Annotated in this window: 17 protein-coding genes and 1 pseudogene; 12 read left to right on the top strand and 6 right to left on the bottom strand. The window is 58.7% G+C overall.

The genetic code is table 11. From position 1 onward, the window contains the following. Nucleotides 1–2: 2 nt before the first annotated feature. Nucleotides 3–224 carry a putative signal transducing protein gene (locus tag CU102_RS01230; RefSeq protein ID WP_106709135.1) on the bottom strand — a complete coding sequence of 74 codons (222 nt, stop codon included), beginning with the start codon at nt 222–224 and terminating at the stop codon, nt 3–5. A gap of 176 nt (nt 225–400) precedes the next feature. On the opposite strand from CU102_RS01230, the gene CU102_RS01225 reads away from it, so the two are divergent. The 4 genes from CU102_RS01225 to glyS all read left to right on the top strand — a co-directional run bounded on the left by CU102_RS01225 (nt 401) and on the right by glyS (nt 6,785). After that, the gene (locus tag CU102_RS01225) at nt 401–1,417 is read left to right on the top strand and encodes a polyprenyl synthetase family protein (protein ID WP_106709134.1); all 1,017 of its coding nucleotides are present in this window, start codon (nt 401–403) and stop codon (nt 1,415–1,417) included. A gap of 134 nt (nt 1,418–1,551) precedes the next feature. Beyond that, nucleotides 1,552–3,366, top strand: a complete 1,815-nt coding sequence (locus CU102_RS01220; protein ID WP_245425105.1) for a tetratricopeptide repeat protein — start codon at nt 1,552–1,554, stop codon at nt 3,364–3,366. 189 nt (nt 3,367–3,555) lie between these two features. Further along, entirely contained in the window at nt 3,556–4,491 is a 936-nt protein-coding gene (locus CU102_RS01215) for a glycine--tRNA ligase subunit alpha (RefSeq protein WP_425351504.1), read from the top strand. Further along, nucleotides 4,491–6,785, top strand: a complete 2,295-nt coding sequence (gene glyS, locus CU102_RS01210; protein ID WP_106709132.1) for a glycine--tRNA ligase subunit beta — start codon at nt 4,491–4,493, stop codon at nt 6,783–6,785. The genes CU102_RS01215 and glyS overlap by 1 nt, the downstream gene beginning before the upstream one ends. Nucleotides 6,786–6,819: 34 nt before the next feature. Here glyS and CU102_RS01205 read toward each other — a convergent pair whose 3' ends face one another. Further along, nucleotides 6,820–7,203 carry a hypothetical protein gene (locus tag CU102_RS01205; RefSeq protein ID WP_106709131.1) on the bottom strand — a complete coding sequence of 128 codons (384 nt, stop codon included), beginning with the start codon at nt 7,201–7,203 and terminating at the stop codon, nt 6,820–6,822. 171 nt (nt 7,204–7,374) lie between these two features. Between CU102_RS01205 and CU102_RS01200 the strand changes: the two genes are divergently transcribed. The 3 genes from CU102_RS01200 to CU102_RS01190 all read left to right on the top strand — a co-directional run bounded on the left by CU102_RS01200 (nt 7,375) and on the right by CU102_RS01190 (nt 10,572). Beyond that, the gene (locus tag CU102_RS01200; RefSeq protein WP_106709130.1) at nt 7,375–8,364 is read left to right on the top strand and encodes an L-threonylcarbamoyladenylate synthase; all 990 of its coding nucleotides are present in this window, start codon (nt 7,375–7,377) and stop codon (nt 8,362–8,364) included. Next, nucleotides 8,361–9,776: an FAD-binding oxidoreductase gene (locus CU102_RS01195; protein ID WP_106709129.1), complete on the top strand. Its 1,416-nt coding sequence runs from the start codon at nt 8,361–8,363 to the stop codon at nt 9,774–9,776. Before CU102_RS01200 ends, CU102_RS01195 begins: the two co-directional genes overlap by 4 nt. A gap of 223 nt (nt 9,777–9,999) precedes the next feature. Continuing rightward, entirely contained in the window at nt 10,000–10,572 is a 573-nt protein-coding gene (locus CU102_RS01190) for a DUF6101 family protein (protein ID WP_106709128.1), read from the top strand. Nucleotides 10,573–10,763: 191 nt separating this feature from the next. Here the strand turns inward: CU102_RS01190 and CU102_RS01185 are convergent, their stop codons facing one another. Continuing rightward, nucleotides 10,764–11,696, bottom strand: a complete 933-nt coding sequence (locus CU102_RS01185) for a LysR family transcriptional regulator (RefSeq protein WP_166648307.1) — start codon at nt 11,694–11,696, stop codon at nt 10,764–10,766. Between the two features lie 81 nt (nt 11,697–11,777). Between CU102_RS01185 and CU102_RS01180 the strand changes: the two are divergent. Together CU102_RS01180 and CU102_RS29620 are read left to right on the top strand one after the other, a co-directional pair. Further along, nucleotides 11,778–12,639: pseudogene (locus CU102_RS01180) on the top strand (NmrA family NAD(P)-binding protein). Nucleotides 12,640–12,954: 315 nt separating this feature from the next. Next, nucleotides 12,955–13,116, top strand: coding sequence for a hypothetical protein (locus tag CU102_RS29620; RefSeq protein ID WP_166648280.1), 162 nt, complete (start codon nt 12,955–12,957; stop codon nt 13,114–13,116). Nucleotides 13,117–13,129: 13 nt separating this feature from the next. Here the strand turns inward: CU102_RS29620 and ubiA are convergent, their stop codons facing one another. Then, nucleotides 13,130–14,125, bottom strand: a complete 996-nt coding sequence (ubiA, locus tag CU102_RS01175; RefSeq protein ID WP_106709126.1) for a 4-hydroxybenzoate octaprenyltransferase — start codon at nt 14,123–14,125, stop codon at nt 13,130–13,132. Between the two features lie 142 nt (nt 14,126–14,267). Between ubiA and purD the strand changes: the two genes are divergently transcribed. Next, nucleotides 14,268–15,554: a phosphoribosylamine--glycine ligase gene (gene purD, locus CU102_RS01170; protein WP_106709424.1), complete on the top strand. Its 1,287-nt coding sequence runs from the start codon at nt 14,268–14,270 to the stop codon at nt 15,552–15,554. Here the strand turns inward: purD and CU102_RS01165 are convergent. Next, nucleotides 15,549–16,724: a glycoside hydrolase family 25 protein gene (locus CU102_RS01165; RefSeq protein WP_245425103.1), complete on the bottom strand. Its 1,176-nt coding sequence runs from the start codon at nt 16,722–16,724 to the stop codon at nt 15,549–15,551. The genes purD and CU102_RS01165 overlap by 6 nt on opposite strands. A 194-nt stretch (nt 16,725–16,918) precedes the next feature. On the opposite strand from CU102_RS01165, the gene CU102_RS01160 reads away from it, so the two are divergent. Together CU102_RS01160 and CU102_RS01155 are read left to right on the top strand one after the other, a co-directional pair. Further along, nucleotides 16,919–18,694: an acyl-CoA dehydrogenase family protein gene (locus CU102_RS01160; RefSeq protein WP_106709423.1), complete on the top strand. Its 1,776-nt coding sequence runs from the start codon at nt 16,919–16,921 to the stop codon at nt 18,692–18,694. A 9-nt stretch (nt 18,695–18,703) separates the two neighbouring features. Continuing rightward, nucleotides 18,704–19,456: a crotonase/enoyl-CoA hydratase family protein gene (locus CU102_RS01155; protein ID WP_106709124.1), complete on the top strand. Its 753-nt coding sequence runs from the start codon at nt 18,704–18,706 to the stop codon at nt 19,454–19,456. Nucleotides 19,457–19,464: 8 nt separating this feature from the next. Here CU102_RS01155 and pdxH read toward each other — a convergent pair whose 3' ends face one another. Next, the gene (gene pdxH / locus CU102_RS01150; protein WP_106709123.1) at nt 19,465–20,076 is read right to left on the bottom strand and encodes a pyridoxamine 5'-phosphate oxidase; all 612 of its coding nucleotides are present in this window, start codon (nt 20,074–20,076) and stop codon (nt 19,465–19,467) included. Between the last annotated feature and the right edge of the window lie 91 nt (nt 20,077–20,167).

The raw sequence follows: 20,167 nt of genomic DNA, 5'->3' as shown, positions 1-20,167 counted from the left end.
GGTTAGTCGCGAAGCTCCTGTTCGATCCCGGCATCCTTGAGCAGTTGCCGTGCCTCCTTTTCGCGACTGTCGTCGACCATGACACGACGGGCTAGTACGCCGAGCGATCCCTCAAGAATGCTCATGTTTGAATCCGCGACGAAGTGCGCGATTCCTGCTTCCTTCAGCAAAGATTCCACAAATGAAATTAGGACAAGGTCATTGGTGCGCATTATTTCGATCATGTCATTACCGGTACTGGAAGGAGCAAAAAGCACAGTTTCAATAGATGGAAATCTGTTCAGGCCTTATCACGAATTTGTAACCCGTGCTATTTTTGCGCGCCAATTCGCCGCTTGCGGGTTATAGCCTGTCAAAATAAGGTGTCGCCGCATCATGCCAGAACCGTAGGAGTTTCGTTTTGGGCGTCGTTGTCAGTCTTGACGATAAGAAAACCAGCACCGGATCCGTTCAACCGCTGATCGATCTGACGAAAGCGGATATGGGCCGTGTCAACGAGCTCATCCTGTCAAAGGCCGGGTCTGACGTCGAGATGATCCCGGAAGTTGCCAACCATCTGATCTCGTCCGGCGGCAAACGCTTGCGCCCGATGATCACCCTCACAGCGGCGCGCATGTTTGGTTACAAGGGCGATGGCCATGTCAAGCTCGCTACCAGCGTCGAGTTCATGCACACGGCAACGCTTTTGCACGACGACGTTGTCGATGAGAGTGACCTGCGCCGCGGCAAGAGCACTGCGCGGATGATTTGGGGCAACCAGGCCAGCGTTCTCGTTGGCGATTTCCTGCTTGGCCAAGCGTTCAAGATGATGGTGGACGTCGGTTCGCTCGAAGCCCTCGATGTGCTTGCGACCTCCGCTTCCGTGATTGCGGAGGGTGAGGTAATGCAGCTTGCAGCTGCAAAGAATCTCGAAACAACCGAAGATGAATACCTCGCCGTGATCAAGGCCAAGACCGCTGCGCTTTTCTCTGCCGCAGCTGAAGTCGGGCCCATTATCGCGTCGGCGTCGCGAACTGACAGACAGGCTCTGCGCTCCTACGGTCTCAATCTGGGGCTCGCCTTCCAGCTTGTCGATGACGCGCTTGACTATGGCGGCAACGCCAAAGACCTTGGCAAGAACACCGGAGATGATTTCCGCGAGGGCAAGATTACCCTTCCGGTCGTCCTGACCTATCGGCGCGGTACTTCGGAAGAGCGACTTTTCTGGAGGGATGCACTGGAAAACGGTGCAAATGACGACAAGGGGTTGGAAAAAGCCAAAGGTTTGATGACGCGTTATGGCGCGCTTGGTGATACAATACAGCGTGCGCGGCATTTTGGCGGGATCGCCAGGGATGCATTGGCCCCGCTAGACCAGTCGCCGCAGAAGGATGCGCTTCTCGAAGTGATCGACTTCTGCATAAGCCGCGTCAATTGATGCACTCGCGCCCGGATTTGCCTGCGAGCCTGTGAAGCCGGCATCCTAAACTTTCAATGACCTTGAGGGAAAACCGTAAAAAGGCCATGGTTTCCTTGAGATTCGGGCAATATTTTCAGATTGGGACAGTGAAGATGGTTTTTGATATGCAGCGCAGTAAATTGCTTGGCTCTGTGATGGGCGCAACACTTGCTGCGTTTGTTGTTGGCAGTCTTCCAGCTTCAGCAGCAACGGGCAATCCTCCCACCCTGAACGCGGGCACGCTGTCCGGCGCCTTCTTGTCCGCTCGTACGGCGGAGCGCGGCAATGATTTTGCCAGCGCCATCGCCTTTTACCGGCAAGCGCTGGCCTATGACCCGAAAAACACCGAGCTTCGGCAAAGCCTGCTATTGGTTCTCCTCACAGACGGCCAATTCAAGCAGGCACTGCCGATCGCCGACGAGCTGAAGGCCGTTCCGGAAATCGAACGGTTCTCGCGTCTGGCGCTCGGCATCGATGCCCTGAACAGAAAGCAGTACCAGAAAGTCAACACATTGATGATGCTGTCGCTCCAGTCTGATCTGGATCGCATGATCACGGGGTTGATTTCCGCCTGGGCCAAGGCCGGAGCAGGCAAGCCGAACGAGGCCTTGTCCATGATTGACAAGCTGCAGGGACCCGAGGGCTTCAGCCTGTTCAAGACTTATAATTCCGCGCTGATCGCGGATATGGCCGGACAGAAGGACAAGGCGGCGGTTTTTTACCAGAGCGCGCTGGAGGACAGGGCCAATGTGGCTGCAGCTCCGGATACTTATGAACGCCTCGTCGAAGCCTATGCCTCTTTCAAGATTCGATCGGGTGACAAGGCGGGCGCCGAAGCCTTGGTCAAGGAAGCAACAGATGTGCTTTCTGGCCGCATGGTCCTTGTCGAGTTCGGCAAAGAGCTGACTGATGCAAAGACCGTGAAGCCTTTGATACAGACGCCGCAACAGGGCGCTGCAGAGGTGCTGTATACGCTTGCCACTGCCATCAATCGCAATGGTGGCGAGGCCTTCTCGAAACTCTATCTGCAGATGTCCCTGCCGTTGCGTCCTGATCATGACGCAACGCTCTACCAGCTCGGCGATATCAGTGCGAAACTGGATCAGCCAGAAAAGGCCATCGACTTCTTTGGCCGCATTTCCAATGGTTCTGCCTATCGCCGCGATGCCGAAATGCAGCTTGCAATCAATCTGGCGATCCTCAAGCGCAATGACGAGGCGATCCAGCACCTCAACGGCCTGCTTGCAAGCGACCCGGGGGATATGCGTACCTATCTGGCGATCGGCAGCATCTATTCGCAAGACAAGGACTACAGGAAGGCTGCGGACACGTACGACAAGGCTGTCGCAGCGCTGGAGGCGCCCACCCGCAACGACTGGACGATCTTTTATCAGCGCGGCATTGCCTATGAACGGCTGAAAGAATGGGACAAGGCTGAGCCGAATTTCCTCAAAGCGCTCGATCTCTATCCGAACCAGCCGCAGGTGCTGAATTATCTCGGCTATTCCTGGATCGACATGAACATCAAGCTTGAGCAGGGCCTTGACCTGATCAAGAAGGCTGTCGAGGCCCGCCCGCAGGATGGTTATATCGTCGATTCTCTTGGCTGGGCCTATTACCGCCTTGGTCGCTACGACGAAGCTGTTGCCCAGCTGGAGCAGGCCGTCAAGCTGCGCGCGGAAGATGCCACGATCAATGACCATCTGGGCGATGCCTATTGGCGCGCAGGACGGAAGCTGGAGGCAACATTCCAGTGGGCGCATGCCCGCGACGCGAAGCCTGAACCAGAAGAACTGGTCAAGATCGAGAACAAGCTGAAGAACGGCCTGTCTGACGAAAAGGATGCGGGTGTGGCCAAGAACGGCGTCGACGCGCCGAAGCCGCCCGTGGAACCGGCACCCGCGCCGGCACCCGACAAGAAGGGCTGAGCGCTTCAGCGCTTGACCGGCTTGAGTGCAGGTCTTAATGCATGGTCCCGAAAAGTTGCATGACTTTTCGGATAAGATCATGCATCGATTCAAGGACTTAAAATCAGCCATTTATTGGCCGTTTTTAAGCTTGCACTCCATCCTTCTCGTCAAAAAGGCCGTCCGGTGACTTCTCCCTTGCCTGATCACATGCAGCCGACCCGTTCGTTTCAGGGTCTCATTCTGACGCTCCACAATTATTGGGCCGAGCAAGGCTGCGTGATCCTGCAGCCCTATGACATGGAAGTGGGCGCTGGTACGTTCCATCCGGCTACAACGCTGCGCTCGCTTGGGCCGAAGCTGTGGAAGGCAGCCTATGTACAGCCTTCGCGCCGCCCCAAGGATGGGCGTTACGGCGAGAACCCGAACCGGTTGCAGCATTACTACCAGTACCAGGTGATCATGAAGCCATCGCCGGCCAATCTGCAGGAACTCTATCTTGGTTCGCTGCGGGCAATTGGCCTCGACCCGCTTGTGCATGACATCCGATTTGTCGAGGACGACTGGGAAAGCCCGACGCTCGGCGCATGGGGCCTTGGCTGGGAGTGCTGGTGCGACGGCATGGAAGTTTCGCAGTTCACCTATTTCCAGCAGGTCTGCGGCATTGAGTGTGCGCCGGTTTCCGGCGAGCTCACCTATGGTCTGGAACGTCTTGCCATGTACGTGCAAGGTGTCGACAATGTCTATGATCTCAATTTCAATGGGCTCGAAGGCGACGAGAAGGTCACGTATGGGGAAGTCTTCCTGCAGGCGGAGCAGGAATATTCGCGCCACAATTTCGAACACGCCAACACCACCACACTGCTGCGCCATTTCGAGGATGCGGAAGCAGAGTGCGAGGCGCTGCTAAAAGCAGGCAGCCCAAAGGAGGGCGATAACCGCCCGATGCACAAGATGGTCCTCCCGGCCTATGACCAGTGCATCAAAGCATCGCACGCCTTCAATCTGCTCGACGCGCGCGGCGTTATCTCAGTGACCGAGCGGCAAAGCTATATTTTGCGCGTCCGTAATCTCGCCCGGCAATGCGGCGAAGCCTTCCTCTTGACGGAAGCGGGTGGTGCCAATCTCAAAAGCGAGTCCGTATAATGCCTGATCTTTTGCTCGAACTCCGCTCGGAAGAAATTCCCGCACGTATGCAGCGCAAGGCCGCGGGCGATCTGAAGAAGCTCGTGACCGACGGGCTGGTCGAGGCCGGCCTGACCTACGAGGCCGCCGGTGACTACTGGACGCCGCGCCGCCTCACGCTGGACATACGCGGTCTCAACGCCCGTTCCAAGGACGTGCATGAGGATCGCAAGGGTCCGAGCGTCAATGCACCCGAACAGGCCATCGCCGGTTTCCTGCGCTCCGCAGGTCTTTCGGATATTTCCGAAGCGCATGTGCATACGGATCCGAAGAAGGGTGACTTCTACGTCGCCCATCTGACGAAACCCGGCCGCGCTGCCGAGGATATCATCGCCGAACTGCTGCCCAGCATCATTCGCGAGTTTCCCTGGCCGAAATCCATGCGTTGGGGCGCTGCTTCCTCAAAGCCCGGCAGCCTGCGCTGGGTGCGTCCGCTGCAATCCATTCTCTGCACCTTTGGCCCCGAGACCGAAGAACCGGTCGTCGTCGATTTCGAGATCGATGGCTTGCGTGCAGGCAATGTCACCTATGGCCATCGCTTCCTGAGTGACGGCAAGCCGATTACGGTACGCCGGTTCGACGACTATGTGGCAAAACTCGAAAAGGCTAAGGTCGTGCTCGACGCGGATCGCCGCAAGGAAATGATCCTTTCCGACGCGCACAACATTGCCTTCGCATCCGGACTTGAACTGGTCGAGGACGAGGGACTTCTCGAAGAGGTATCTGGCCTTGTCGAGTGGCCCGTGGTGCTGATGGGCGAATTCGAGGAAGAGTTCCTCGCCATCCCGCCGGAAGTCATCCGCCTGACCATCAAGACCAACCAGAAATGCTTCGTCACGCGCAGGCACGGCGAGGCTGACCGGCTGTCAAACAATTTCATTCTGGTCTCCAACATCGAGGCAACGGATGGCGGGCGCGAAATCGCCTACGGCAACGGCAAGGTCGTCCGCGCACGGCTTTCCGATGCGCTGTATTTCTGGCACACCGACCAGCATGATCTGCCGGACATGCACACGCTTGCTGCGGCCGGTATCAAGTTTGACCTCGATCTGAAGAAGCCGCTCGACCAACGCATGGCACGGCTCGATGCGCTGAACGTCACGTTCCACGCCAAGCTTGGCACGCAGGGCGAACGGGTCACGCGCATCAGGGCGCTCGCCCGCGACATCGCTCCGCTGATCGGCGCCGATCCTACATTGGCCATGCGCGCGGCCGTTCTGGCAAAGGCCGACCTCACGACGGAAATCGTCGGCGAGTTCCCTGAATTGCAGGGCGGCATGGGGCGCAAATATGCGCTGCTGCAGAAGGAGCATCTGTCTGTAGCCGCCGCCATCGAAGAGCATTATAAGCCGCAAGGCCCTGCCGATTTCGTGCCGAGCGATCCGGTGTCAGTCGCGGTCGCGCTGGCTGACAAACTCGACACGCTTGTCGGCTTCTGGGCAATCGACGAGAAGCCAACCGGTTCAAAGGATCCGTTCGCTCTCCGACGTGCCGCTCTCGGCGTTATTCGCCTGTTGCTTTCCAGCGATCGGAAATTCGAACTGTTGCCTGTGTTCGAGGCAGCTTTTGCGCAGTTGCGCGAAGACAGTATCGAGCAGCGTCTCGAGCAGTTCGAAGAAAGACAGGCAGCACAGCAGACAGGCGATGTGGATGGTGAGGAAGATGTCATCAATGCTATTTCGGGTTTTGAAAAGCGCGTGCGTGACCAAGTCTCAGCACGGGCCCGGCCGGTTCTCCTTGACCTTCTTGGCTTCTTCCACGAACGATTGAAGGTGCATCTGCGCGACCTCGGCGCACGTCATGATCTCATCGACGCCGTCCTCACCGAGGGCGCAGACAACCTTCTGTTGATCGCCCGCCGCGTCGAAGCGCTGGTGGTGTTCCTCAATACGGAAGACGGCAAGAACCTTCTCGCCGGCACCAAGCGTGCGGCGAATATCCTGAGCGCCGAGGAGAAGAAGGGGACGGTCGTGACCGAGACTGTCGATCCGGCCCTGTTCAGTCTCGACGAGGAAAGGCACCTGCATGCCGCGGTGAATCAAGCTGAGAGCCAGGCGGCACAAGCGATTCAAAAAGAAGACTTTTCCGGCGCCATGGTCGCACTTAGTGCTTTGCGTGAACCGGTTGATTCATTTTTTGAGAAAGTGCTGGTTAACGACGAGAATCCGGATATCCGCGCCAATCGTCTGGCCCTTCTTTCGCGTATCCGAACTGCGACGAACACCGTTGCGGATTTCTCGAAAATCGTTGGATAATAAGAAGATAGGGGCGAAACTTCGCGCCTATCTGTTACATGCCAGCCCGAAGCGGTGTCTCGGCAACGTTCGTAATGGTCTTCTCGGGCACGGGCTCGCCGGCGGGAACGAGTGGCGAGGCGTTCGCAGCGATCATCGACGTGGAACCTGCCGGCACCTCTTTGCCTTGCAGACGCGCCATATACTGGCGTGACCGTTCGCGCCGCTCCGCATAGGCCTTGAGGCGGGCAGCCTCTTCGGCGCGCTTGGCCTGACAGGGTGTGCAGATGGGATTGCCGTTCGCATCAAAACTATCATAGCCGACATAGGAAACGGAGTTTGGCTTGGCGGATGGCCCCATGATCGCGATCGAGTCGCCAGCATAGGCGGACACGGTAAGCAGTGTCATGGCGGTTGCGGCAATCATCTGGAGAAGCATGGCAGTTGGTCCCCTGTTCGTTTCTTGATGCACTCCTATCAGCGATTCATTGCCAACCCTTATGCGGGATCGTTTCAATTTTAATCATGACCTCATTCTCTGAGTTCATCAGCCGGCACTTGCAGCAGGTCGTCGCCTTCGTGTAGGCAATGCCGACGATCGGAGATATCCTTGGCCCGGATCATAGGCACAGATGAGCAGGCAATCCGGACGGCAGCCAACGCGCTTGCCGAAGGGAACCTCGTCGCCATTCCAACGGAAACCGTTTACGGGCTCGCTGCCGATGCCACGAATGGCGACGCGGTCGCTGGCATTTTCGAGGCCAAGGGCAGGCCGCATTTCAATCCGCTGATCTGCCATGTCTCCGATATTGCCATGGCGGAACGCTATGCGCTGATCGATCCGCTGTCGCGGCGATTGATGGACGTGTTCTGGCCAGGACCTCTGACACTTGTGCTGCCCTTGCGACCGGACACCGGCCTCCATCCGCTGGTTGCGGCTGGGCTTGATACGATTGCTTTGCGCATGCCGCGCGGCGTCGCCGGCAAGATCATCGCTGCCCTGAACCGTCCATTGGCGGCTCCGAGCGCCAACACGTCCGGCAAGATCAGCGGAACGAGCGCATCTGCTGTCGAGGATGATCTCGGTTTGAAGATCGCGCTGATCCTTGATGCCGGCCCGTCGGAGGTTGGCCTTGAGTCGACGATCGTCAAGGTTGATGGTGACGCTGTTCAACTTCTCCGTCCGGGCGGACTTGCCGCGGAGGACATCGAAGCCCTCATCGCCGGGACGTTGAAACGTATCGACCAGCGCTCTGCCATCGAGGCGCCCGGCATGCTGGCCTCGCACTACGCGCCGTCGGCAGGTGTGCGTCTCAATGTGCATGAAGTGCGGGCAGGGGAGGCATTGCTCGCCTTCGGTCCCCAGCGCGTGAGCGGCGCCGAGGGGGCGGCTGCAAGCCTCAACCTCAGCGAGACCGGCAATCTGCGCGAGGCCGCTGCAAACCTCTTCGATTACATGAAACGCCTCGACGGTTCCGGCAGTGCCGTGATCGCCGTTGAACCCATTCCCTTCAATGGACTTGGCGAAGCCATCAATGATCGTCTTGTCCGTGCGGCCGCGCCGCGCGTGCCGCCAATTGCTTTGGAACAGATAAAATGACCCTGACGCCGGACCTCGTGGAACGTTTTGTTGCGATTGTTGGCGAGAAGAACGCGCTTAGCGATCCCCATGACATCGAGCCCTACCTGATTGAGCCGCGGGAGAAATTCGGCGGCAGAACATCGCTTGTCTTGCGGCCCTCCGAGGTTGAGGAAGTCTCGTCGATCCTCAAACTCGCCACAGAGACCGGTACGGCCATCATTCCCCAGGGCGGCAATACTGGCCTTGTCGGCGGTCAGATGCCCGATGACAGCGGCCAGCAGGTCATCCTGTCGTTGTCACGGCTGAACCGTATCCGTGCCATCGATCCGTCCGGCAACCTCGCCATTGTCGAAGCAGGCGTCGTCCTGACGATGCTGCAGGAAGCAGCCGAGAATGCAGGCAGGTTGTTTCCGCTGTCCCTCGGCTCGGAAGGCTCCTGCCAGATCGGCGGCAACCTCTCCTCCAATGCGGGCGGAACAGCGGTTCTCGCCTATGGCAATACGCGTGAACTCTGTCTTGGGGTCGAGGTCGTCTTGCCGACGGGCGAGATCCTCAACGATCTGCGCTATGTCAAGAAGGACAATACCGGCTACGACCTGAAGGACCTGTTTGTCGGAGCGGAGGGGACACTGGGGGTGATCACAGCCGCGGTGATGAAGCTGTTTCCCCTACCGAAAGGCAAGGGCGTTGCCTATGCCGGCCTCGCCAGTCCGGAAGATGCATTGAAGCTCCTCAGCGTCGCGCAAAGCCATGCCGGCCCTTCGCTCACCGGTTTCGAACTGATGCCTCGTATCGGCGTAGAGTTCTCCGTTGCCCATACGGACGGTGTGCGCGACCCGCTGGAGGCGCCGCACAATTGGTATGTTCTTATCGACATTTCCTCGTCGCGGTCTGCCGAAGATGCGCGTGAGACCATTGAGGCAATCCTGGTGGAGGCCTATGAAACCGGTCTAGTGGAGGATGCGGCGATTGCCGACAGCACGGCCCAGGAAAAATCATTCTGGCATATGCGCGAGGCCATGTCGCATGCGCAACGGCCGGAAGGCGGATCGATCAAGCACGATATCTCCGTACCTGTTGCAAGAATTCCCGAATTCATCGCCGAGGCCGATGCGGCGGTGCTCGAGCTCATCCCCGGCGCGCGCATCGTTTCCTTCGGCCACATGGGCGACGGCAATCTGCATTACAATATTTCCCAACCTGTCGGGGCCGACAAGGAAGCATTTCTTGCGCGCTGGTCCGAAGTCAACAAGCGGGTCCACGACATCGTCCGCTCCTACAAGGGCTCGATCTCGGCGGAACACGGCATCGGTCAATTGAAGCGCAAGGAGATGTCGGAAACGAAGTCGCCGGTAGCGCTGGATCTGATGCGCCGGATCAAGAAATCGTTCGACCCCGCCGGCATCATGAATCCGGGAAAAGTCATCTGAAGTTCTCAATCCTTTTTTCATGGCCCTTACCAAAACCTTGGGGCCGGTTGGGTTTCGATAACCATTCCATCTAATCACAAAGAGTTAACCCAGTTCGTTAAGCGGGATTGGGAAATTGGGCGCCTATTGTTTCCCCATACGAGACCAGAAAATGGTCCGCTCTACAGGGAAATACAAAGAGAAGACCGGAAAACCGGCTCTCAGGATCGACAGAAGGCGTCACATGAAGAAAACCGGAGCGAAGCCGGTTTGGGCAGGACGGGAATTCCGGCTTGACCCATTCCATCTACCCCAGACGGTCACCTATGCCACGCGCGATGACCGTGGCGACATTACCTTCACGCTGCACGAACGAGGTGCGGTGGTGAAGCGCTTGCTGCCGGCAAGTCATTTGCCGGTGTCGCTGGCCTTGCCTGCCTGTGCCTTCCTTGGCGTCACGGCGCGCGCGGCGGAAGATGACCTCGGCGACATCACGGTCACGCTCGAACTCATGCATACCGACCCGCATCTGTCGGTGCCATTGCTCGTTGCCCACGACCTCAACGACATCGCTGCCGATTGGCGTGCCTGGTCAACGCTGTTCAAATTGCCGATGATGCTGGTTGAAGAAGACGGTGTCGCACGGCAGCTTGAGCAAAGCATCGGCCCCGTCACGGTGTCGGCACCGAAAGAACGCCGTCAGGGTCGTGAACCGCGCCGCCGCCGTCCACGCTTCCTGGCCCGCCGCAAGATGGGCGATCTTGGCCTGCGGCTGGTCATCGGCGGTGAGGAAATAATCGCGCAGGGTGCGAAGTAGCCTTATCTCCCCTTGCGGGGGAGAAAGGATTTTCTTGGTGTTAGCGCAGCTAACCGTAGCAAATCCAAGAGAGGCGATAAGTTTTCATGCTTCGCAGATCCCCTCATTTGCGATTTCCAGCACTTAGAGCATCTTCGATGAACGCGGAGTCGGTTTGAGGAGTTGTGCGACAGATAGCCCGCTTTGCGACCTCAGCTTCCAACGTCAATCGCCGATGACATATCCATCGCCGCCGTGACAATGGCACGTCTCAACCATATGTGCCTGGGCGCGTCTTGCTGGCGCGCGTGCCAGGCGAGGCTCATCGTGAAGCTCCCAAGATCGAGGGGCGGCGGCAACGATACGAAGCGCCTCATGTTGGCGGCCGCTCGTGCCAGGCTTGACGGCAGGGTCATGATGAGGTCGGAGCGAGCGGCTATCTCGACCGCCGCGAAGAAGTTTGGCACGCGCAGCTTCACCCGTCGCGTTCGCCCCATCCGCGCAAGCACCTCATCGACAGGTGCAGGCCCGACGCCGGTGACGCTCACCACGATATGCTCAAGCGCGAGAAAGCGATCGAGCGTGAGTTTTCCGGTGAGCGCAGGGTGATGCGCCCGCATGAGCGTCACGAGTTCTTCGTCATAGAGGCGGCGTCGGTGGATGCCGGCCGGCGCTTCGTCGATCAGCGCCACCATCACGTCGGCGACACCTTGCTCCAGCGCTTCGATCCTGTTCGCGCCGGGCGCGACGATATCGAGATCGAGGGACGGTGCCTCGCGGGCGAGGCGGGCAAGCAAATGCGGCGTGAGCGCGGCGGCCTGGAGATCGGGCATAAGAAGCCGGATTCGACCCGTCGCCGTCGCGGGATCGAACGAGTTCGCTTCCAACATTTCTCCTACGCCTGCCAGTATCCCGCGCAGCACGGGGTGCACCTCTTCAGCACGGGAGCTGAGGACGTAGCCGCCCGGCCCATCGACCAGCAGCGCGTCCGAAAACAGCGCGCGCAATCGCCCCAGGGCACGGCTCGCGGCCGGCTGGCTCATGCCGAGCCGGTGGGCGGCCCGTGTGACGCTCTTCTCATCCAGCAGCGCCTCAAGCGCTACCAGCAGGTTGAGGTCGACACTGCGTAAATCCACTTCGCGCATACTGATTATATACGACATGCATTGGACGCATGCAAATCCCGCACCTATCCTTTCCTCTATCGAGTGAGCGGAGTGGAAATCATGTATGTTATGTTTGGAGCAAACGGACGGGCCGGCGGCGAGGCAGCGCGTGCCCTCATGGAACGCGGCGAGGCCGTGCGCGTCGTCCTGCGTCGCAAGGAACAGGGTGAAAAATGGACAGCTCTCGGCGCGGAGGTGGTCGTCGCGAGCGATGGCCGATGCGCTGAAGGGCGCATCGGGAGCATTCCTGATCAATCCGCCGCCGGTGAGCGGTGATCCCTATGCGCGCACGGAAGAACTCGGCGCGGCGCTGGCCGATGCAGCACGGCGGGCGCGTCTGCCCAAGGCCGTTGTCCTGTCGTCTATCGGAGCGCAGCATACCTCCGGCACCGGCGTCATCGCCACCCTCAACCGGTTCGAGGCATTGCTTGACGGGGTGGCACCGGCGACCGCCTTCCTGCGGTCGGGCTATTTTGTCGAGACCTGGGGCGAGGTGGCGGAAACTGTCATGTCGGAAAGCGTGCTGCCAACCTTTCTCGAACCCTCTCAGAGAATCCCGATGGTGAGCACGATCGATGTGGGGCGCACGGCGGCAACCATACTGTGCGAGGAATGGACCGGGAAGCGGGTCGTGGAACTGGGCGGACCGGAAGACTGGAGCACCGGCGATGTGGCGTCGGCCTTCGCGGAAGTTCTCGGCCGCCCGGTGGTGCCGGTGCCCGTCCCGCCGGAGCGCCGCGCCGCGCTGCTTGCCGAGGAAGGCGTGCCCGGCGAGGTGGCGAGCGCGCTTCTCGGCATGTATGAGGGAATCGCCAACGGCCTGTTCATGCACCAGGAGGACAGCGAACACCGGCGCGGCACGATTTCTCTGACGGCGGCGATAAAGCGCGTTGTCGCAACGGTTGAACCAGCCGGCCGCTGATCCTCAGCCGAGTAGCGAGTTTTAGGATTCACGCGACGGGCCTGTCTGATTCACTGCTGCTGGTGTTTGTCAGGAGGTGGAGATGACGAGGGGCCTGAGAGCCGACATTCGCGGGCGGCGATTGAGGATGGGGTTTCGACGCGTGAGGCGGCGCGTCGCTTCCGGATCGGGATTTCGACGGTCGGACCTGTTATCGCCGCTATCGCACGACCGGCGGGATGGAATCGCGCAAACAGGGTCAGCCGTCGCGTTCGAAGCTCGACGCACACGAGGCCTTCATTCTCTGGTTTATCGCGGAAGCGCCGGACATCACCCTTGCGCATAGCCTGGTTCGACGGTCAGCTCGATCTCGACCCCGAGAGGCTGATCTTCATTGACGAGACCGCGGCATCTACGAAGATGGCCTGGCTGCCAACCACTTCAATGGCCAGACGCGAAAGTGGGCGTGGCAAGTGGAAACCACACCCGGTTCTTTGACAGGTGAGCAGAATTAGAAGAGCGGTTTGACGACCGTCCACAATCCGCCGAACACCAGCCCGAGGAAGACGAGCCAGCCGACGACCGTATTTGATTTGAACAACCGCAGGCATTCGGTTGGATTGTCGATGTCGAGCGTCATGATCTGGCGATACATGTGCGCGCCCGCAGCAAGCAGCCCGGCAACAGCTGGCATGGGTACTTCAGCAACGGCAAATGCTCCGAGGAACAGGGCAAGTGCTCCGCCATAGAGAATCATCAGCGCTTCACGCGTGCGGCTACCGAACAGCCTGGCAGTCGAGTGCACGCCGACCAGCGCATCGTCCTCCTTGTCCTGATGGGCGTAGATCGTGTCATAGCCGATCACCCACAGGATCGATCCTGCGTAAAGCAGCACAGCCGGCAAAGAGAGCGAGCCGAAATGTGCCGACCAGCCAACCAGCGCGCCCCAGGAAAAGGCAAGACCCAGGACAAGCTGGGGCCAGTTGGTGATGCGCTTCATGAAGGGATAGATGGCGACGATCACCAATGATCCGATGGCAAGGAGGATGGTGAAGAGATTGAACTGGACGACCACCGTCAGTCCGACAAGTGCCTGCAGGACCAGAAATATCTTGGCCTGCTTGCGCGTTACCTGACCGGAGGGAAGCGGCCGCGAACGCGTGCGCGCCACCTTGTTGTCGATGTCTTCGTCGGCAAGATCATTATAGGTGCAACCTGCACCGCGCATGGCGATGGCGCCGATCAGAAAAAGGACGAGGTGGTAAGGCGATGGCAGCACCGACCAGATGTGGACCCCGACTTTCGCGCCAGCGGTCGCGGCAAGTGCGGTTGCCCACCAGCACGGCCACAGCAAGAGCCACCAGCCAATTGGTCTGTCCCAGCGCGCGAGTTGCGCGTATGGCCACAGCCAGTTCGGCAAGGTGCGGTAAACCCAATGTCCCGATGGCGCATCGAAAACACGGCCACGGGTTTCCGTTGACTGAATAATGTCTTTTTCTGTTGTCATCGTTTGACCTTGGCCAGCGGCCAACTTCCCAGTCAAGCACTATACGCCGTTTTTCAGGGCAAATTTGCGAATGTGCGCTTGACCCTTGCGCTTCAAGGCCATACCGACACGGCAAATCTTCTGGAATAGCGGAGCGATCTCGATGAATGTCTTGCTGATAGGTGCCGGTGGCCGTGAACACGCGCTGGCATGGAAAATCGCAGCTTCGCCGGTATTGGCAAAGCTCTACTGCATTCCCGGTAACCCAGGGATTGCAAACGTTGCCGAATGCCGTCCGCTTGATCCGGCAAATCACCAGGAGATCGTTGCGTTCTGCAAGGAGAAATCCATCGACTTTGTCGTCGTTGGCCCGGAAGCGCCGCTGGTTGCCGGAATTGCCGATGATCTGCGTGCGGCCGGTATTTCAGTCTTCGGTCCATCAAAGGCCGCTGCGCGGCTGGAAGGCTCGAAGGGCTTCACCAAGGATCTTTGCGCTCGCTTCAATATTCCGACCGGAGCCTACCAGCGCTTCAACAACGCGGAAGCAGCCAAATCCTATGTGCGGGAGCAGGGCGCGCCAATTGTAGTGAAGGCTGACGGGCTTGCAGCTGGCAAGGGCGTCGTCGTCGCGTTCGAGATTCAAGAAGCGCTCGATGCCGTCGATGCCTGCTTTGAGGGGGCATTCGGCGGTGCTGGAGCCGAAGTTGTCGTCGAAGAATACCTCGACGGCGAAGAGGCCAGCTTCTTCTGCCTGTGCGATGGCAAGACGGCATTGCCATTCGGCACTGCACAGGATCACAAACGCGTCGGCGACGGCGATACCGGTGCCAATACGGGCGGCATGGGCGCCTATTCTCCCGCGCCGGTGATGACGCTGGACATGGTCGACCGGACCGTGCGCGAACTGATCGAGCCGACCATGCGCGGCATGGCGGAAATCGGCTCGCCCTTCAGTGGCGTGTTGTTCGCTGGCCTGATGATCACCAGGGATGGTCCCAAGCTCATCGAATACAACACGCGCTTCGGCGATCCGGAAACGCAGGTGCTGATGCTGCGTCTGAAGGATGATCTCCTGCTGCTGCTCAAGGCCGCTGCCGATGGTGTCCTGGACCAGATGTCGGTGCGGTGGAACGACGATCCGGCGCTCACGGTCGTCATGGCAGCCAGAGGTTACCCCGCATCGCCGGAGAAGGGCAGTGTGATCAAGGGCGTTGAGGCAGCCTCAAACAATGATGCGGTTGAGATATTCCACGCCGGAACAGCCGAAAAGAATGGCGAACTCGTTGCCAATGGTGGGCGGGTGCTGAATGTCACGGCGAGCGGCAAGACCGTCAGGCAAGCGCAGGACGCAGCTTATGCCGCGATCGCAAAGATTGATTGGCCCGGAGGTTTTTACCGGCATGATATTGGTTGGCGCGCGATCGCTCGTGAAAAAGGCGACGCCCTATAGAAATGGCGTCAGGGCCGGGTAGCGGATGTGATCGGCGGCCTCCAGTGAAATGCCAGCTTTTCCCAGACACGCTGGCGAGATTCCAAATGCCGGATGGCTGTTGATATGATCGATCTGCCGGGCAATGGATTTGCTCAAGGCGTCGGACAACGCGCCAACTGTCATTGCCCGGACCTGCAGTAGACCACTCTTCGGCTGCAGCAACACTGACGCCGTCAAAGTAGCGTCGACCGGCGATTTGCCCCCTGCGGACGCAACTAGAATATCCGCAGGCTTGGTGTCAGGTTTGGGAAGATCGTCAGGTGGTATGGCCTTGACGAGCTCGCCGAAGGGCCATGATCTTTTGAGTTCCGCTACCGTCATGTCCGCTACATTCACGTCAATGTCGCGGTTGGTGCCGGGCGGCCGGTAAGGGCAGCGCTGCTTGCTGCAGTTGCTCTGCGACGTAAATTGCCAGAGCGCATAATCCCGCCAGTTGCCCTTGGGGAAATGCAGCGCGATATCCGGTTCATACCGCGCATACCAAAGCGGGAGGCGCGATAGGATTGGGAATTCCAGTCGGTGATCGGCAATGTATTTTGCTGTGATGCCATTGGTGTAGAGCACCGGATATCGTCCTGCCCGGAACTTGACGTGCTCGGCGAAAATCTCCGCGTCACGGAGTGACATGAATTTCTCCGGGTCATTGTCCTCGATGTCGATGGCAATCAGTTCATCGGCGGTAGGCTCCGTGTAGTCAATGAAGTGGTTGGCCTGATCGATCGGATTGCCCGGCCGTGCAAGGTGGTAGGCGCCCCACTTCAGGCCGAGTACTTTGGCAAGCGCCCGGCGCGTCTGGTAAAGCTCACGGGAGACTGAATAGTTGCGCCATATGCGTTTGCACAATTCCTGCTGCATCGCCTCCCGGATGCGTGTGCAGTGATAGTTGGCGGGCATGCCATCGGAGCCCTTGTGGATAAAGGCAGCGACCCGGGGATCTTTGACGATTTCGGCGAGATTGAAGGAATTGTGCTCATAGCCGTCGAGAACGATCGCACGTTCTTTATTTGACCAGGGCGTCCGGAACTCCGACTCTGCATGCGACGAACCGCCAGAAAATAAGGCGGCGACAATCATCGCAAAAGCACGTAACCGGCATGTCAAATGGGATGCCCCCTCAAACCTCGCCATCGGTCTCCAGACCCACTCTACTGGATGATGGTCGCTGCATCGCGGTTAATATATCGTTAGTCACCGTTAAATGCGCTTGTTTTGTGGTCAGAGAAAATATCTTACGTTTACGTAAAAATACACTTGCCTTGAAAGCCCTGTCGGTTGCAATGTGCGGCCCGCAACAAGCATCACTGCATGAGGAGACTGTGATCATGTACCGCGCACCCGTCGAGGAAATCGCCCATACGCTAAAGATAGTCGCCGGGCTGGACGATGCCATCGCGCAAGGCCGGCTTGGTGATCTGTCGGACGATCTTGTTGATGCCATCCTCGAAGAAGCCGGAAAATTTGCCTCGACCCGGGTCGCCCCGCTGCTCCAGATAGGCGACGAGCATGGCACCCCTCTGAAGGATGCCGACGTCACGATGCCGCCCGGCTGGAAGGAAGTTTACCGGGAATGGATTTCCGGTGGCTGGAATGCCCTGACCGGCAAGGAGGAATTTGGCGGGCAGAGCCTGCCGATGATGCTGGCGATCGCGACGTTCGAAATGTGGAACTCAGGCTCGATGGCCTTCGGCATTGGACCGACATTGACACTCGGCGCCATCGAAGCGCTTGAAGCGCACGCAACCGATGAGTTGAAGCAGACTTTTCTGCCAAAACTCGTTTCAGGCGAATGGATGGGTACGATGAACCTGACCGAGCCGCAGGCTGGCTCCGACGTTGGTGCCCTGCGGACGCGGGCGGAACGGGCCGAGGACGGCACATACCGCATCTTCGGCAGCAAGATTTTCATCACCTATGGCGAGCACGACCTGACCGAAAACATCATCCATCTGGTTCTGGCCCGGCTACCTGATGCTCCGGCAGGCACCAAAGGCATATCGTTGTTTCTGGTTCCAAAATTTCTTGTGAATGAAGATGGCTCACTGGGCGCGCGCAACGATGTTTTCTGCGGTGGCATCGAACACAAGATGGGGATCCACGGCTCTCCGACATGCACCATGATCTATGGCGACGGATTCGCCAGAGCCAAGAAGCCGGGTGCCGTCGGTTGGCTTGTCGGCGAGGAAAACAGGGGTCTGGCCTGCATGTTCACCATGATGAACAATGCCCGCCTCGCTGTGGGCATCCAGGGCGTGGCCGTTGCGGAGGCCGCCTATCAGAAGGCACTTGCCTATGCCGAGGAGCGCCGCCAGATGCGTGCACCTGGCTGGACCGGCGAGGGCATGAGCCCGATCATCGAGCACCCGGACGTGCAGCGTAACCTTTTGACGATGAAGGGGCTCACGGCTGCAGCCCGGTCCATTGCCTATGCCTGTGCCCACGCGATCGACATGGCTAAATCCGGAACGGGCGATGATGCCCGGCACTGGGCTGATCGCGCCAATCTGCTGACGCCGGTCGCCAAGGCGTTCTCGACGGATGTCGGCGTCGATGTGGCATCGATCGGCATTCAGGTCCATGGCGGCATGGGGTTCATAGAAGAGACTGGTGCGGCGCAATTGCTTCGTGATGCACGTATCGCCCCCATCTACGAGGGGACTAACGGCATCCAGGCGATTGACCTCGTCCAGCGCAAACTACCGCTGGGCGGCGGGGAGCACATCAAAACGTATGTCGCAGAGCTGCGCGCGGTAGCGAAGTCTGTGGCCGCATCTAACAGTGCAGATTTTGGAGAAACCGGACAACGCCTGCTGGCGAGTTTGGAAGATCTGGAGACGACGAGCCTTTGGCTGCAGCAGGCGCTTGCCAAGGGCAAAATCAGCGCGGCATTCGCCGGAGCCACGCCCTATCTGCGGCTTTTCGGTCTCGCCGCCGGAGCGACGTACCTTGCAAAGAGTGCACTGGGCAGCGAGCAAGCTGGACGCACGGCGTTGGCGCGGTTCTTCGCGGAAAACCTCCTGTCCGAAACTTCAGCGCTAAAAGACCGCGTCATTCATGGCGCTGCCAGTTTATTCGGCGCGCGTTCGGCCCTCGCTTCATAAGGAAGATCCATGTCAGACCATATTCAAATCGAGCGCCATGGCGCTGTCCAGATCATCCGCATGAACCGGCCGGACAAGAAGAACGCTCTTACCCGCGCAATGTATGCGACGATGACCAAGGCGATCGTCGAGGGTGACGCCGACGTTTCGATTCGCGCTCACGTGTTTTTTGGCGTGCCAGGAGCCTTTTCTGCCGGCAACGACCTGCAGGACTTCATGGCTTTTGCCACCAGCGGAAATATGGGCAGCGAAGTCATCGATTTTCTGATTACACTTGTTAATGCCAAGAAGCCGCTTCTGGCAGGCGTTGACGGCCTTGCCATCGGCATCGGAACCACGATCCATTTCCACTGCGATCTGACGTTCGCGACGCCGCAATCATATTTCAAGACGCCCTTTGTCGATCTCGGACTGGTACCAGAAGCGGGTTCCAGTTTGTTGGGCCCCGCATTGATGGGGCATCAAAGGGCCTTTGCGTTCCTGGCGATGGGCGAAGGCTTGCACGCGGTCGAAGCCAAAGAGGCCGGGCTGGTCTACAAACTGGTAGAAACGGATGAGCTGGAGAGCACCGTGTTGAACGTGGCGGCCGAGATAGCAGCAAAGCCACCGGAAGCCATGCAGATTTCACGCGATCTGCTGCACATGCCACGGCAAGATGCTGTCGAACGTATCAAGCTCGAGGCAAAACTTTTTGCCGAGCGCCTCCAGTCGGAGGAGGCGCGCGGCGCATTAATGGCCTTTCTCACACGTAAGAAGGGCTGATTACGGTTCTAAGGATAGAGCCTGGTCTTGCCCCAGTCGCCTTCCGGCGTATCACGGCTGAAGACCATGCGGTCATGCAAGCGAAACGGCCGGTCTTGCCAGAATTCAATCGACGTTGGACGAATGCGAAATCCCGACCAATAGTCGGGCCGTGGAATTTCGCCGATAGCGTAACGAGCGGTGTATTCGGCTACGGCCTTTTCAAGCGCAAACCGGCTTTCTAGTGGTCGAGATTGCTTTGATGCCCAAGCGCCAATGCGGCTGCCGCGAGGGCGCGTTGCATAGTAGGCATCGGCCTCTTCTTTGCTGACGATCTCGACAGGACCGCGGATGCGGACTTGACGGCGAAGCGATTTCCAGTGAAAGCACATCGCGGCTTTCATGGATCCCAGGATTTCCTGACCCTTCTGGCTCTCGAAATTAGTATAGAAAACAAATCCTTGGCTGTCGAATCCCTTAAGGAGTACCATGCGAACATCTGGCAAACCATCGCTGTCAACAGTTGCCAGCGCAACAGCATTGGGGTCGTTGGGCTCAGCCTTTGCGGCTTCTGCCAGCCATTCGTCGAAGAGAGCCAACGGCTCGGATTTCTCTGTGAAGTCATCGGTTGTTAACTTCATTTAATCCATAGTCCCATAGTCATTTCGGATTGACCTTGTTAAAGAGAGGCATGTGTTTGGCGTTTCTACGATCTGATAGCAAGAAATTCAG

Origin of the sequence: Phyllobacterium brassicacearum, from assembly GCF_003010955.1 — a bacterium.
In the GTDB taxonomy this organism is placed as follows: Bacteria; Pseudomonadota; Alphaproteobacteria; order Rhizobiales; family Rhizobiaceae; genus Phyllobacterium; species Phyllobacterium brassicacearum.
Note: the sequence above shows the minus strand (reverse complement) of the source record. Positions and strands in the feature narration are given on the sequence as shown.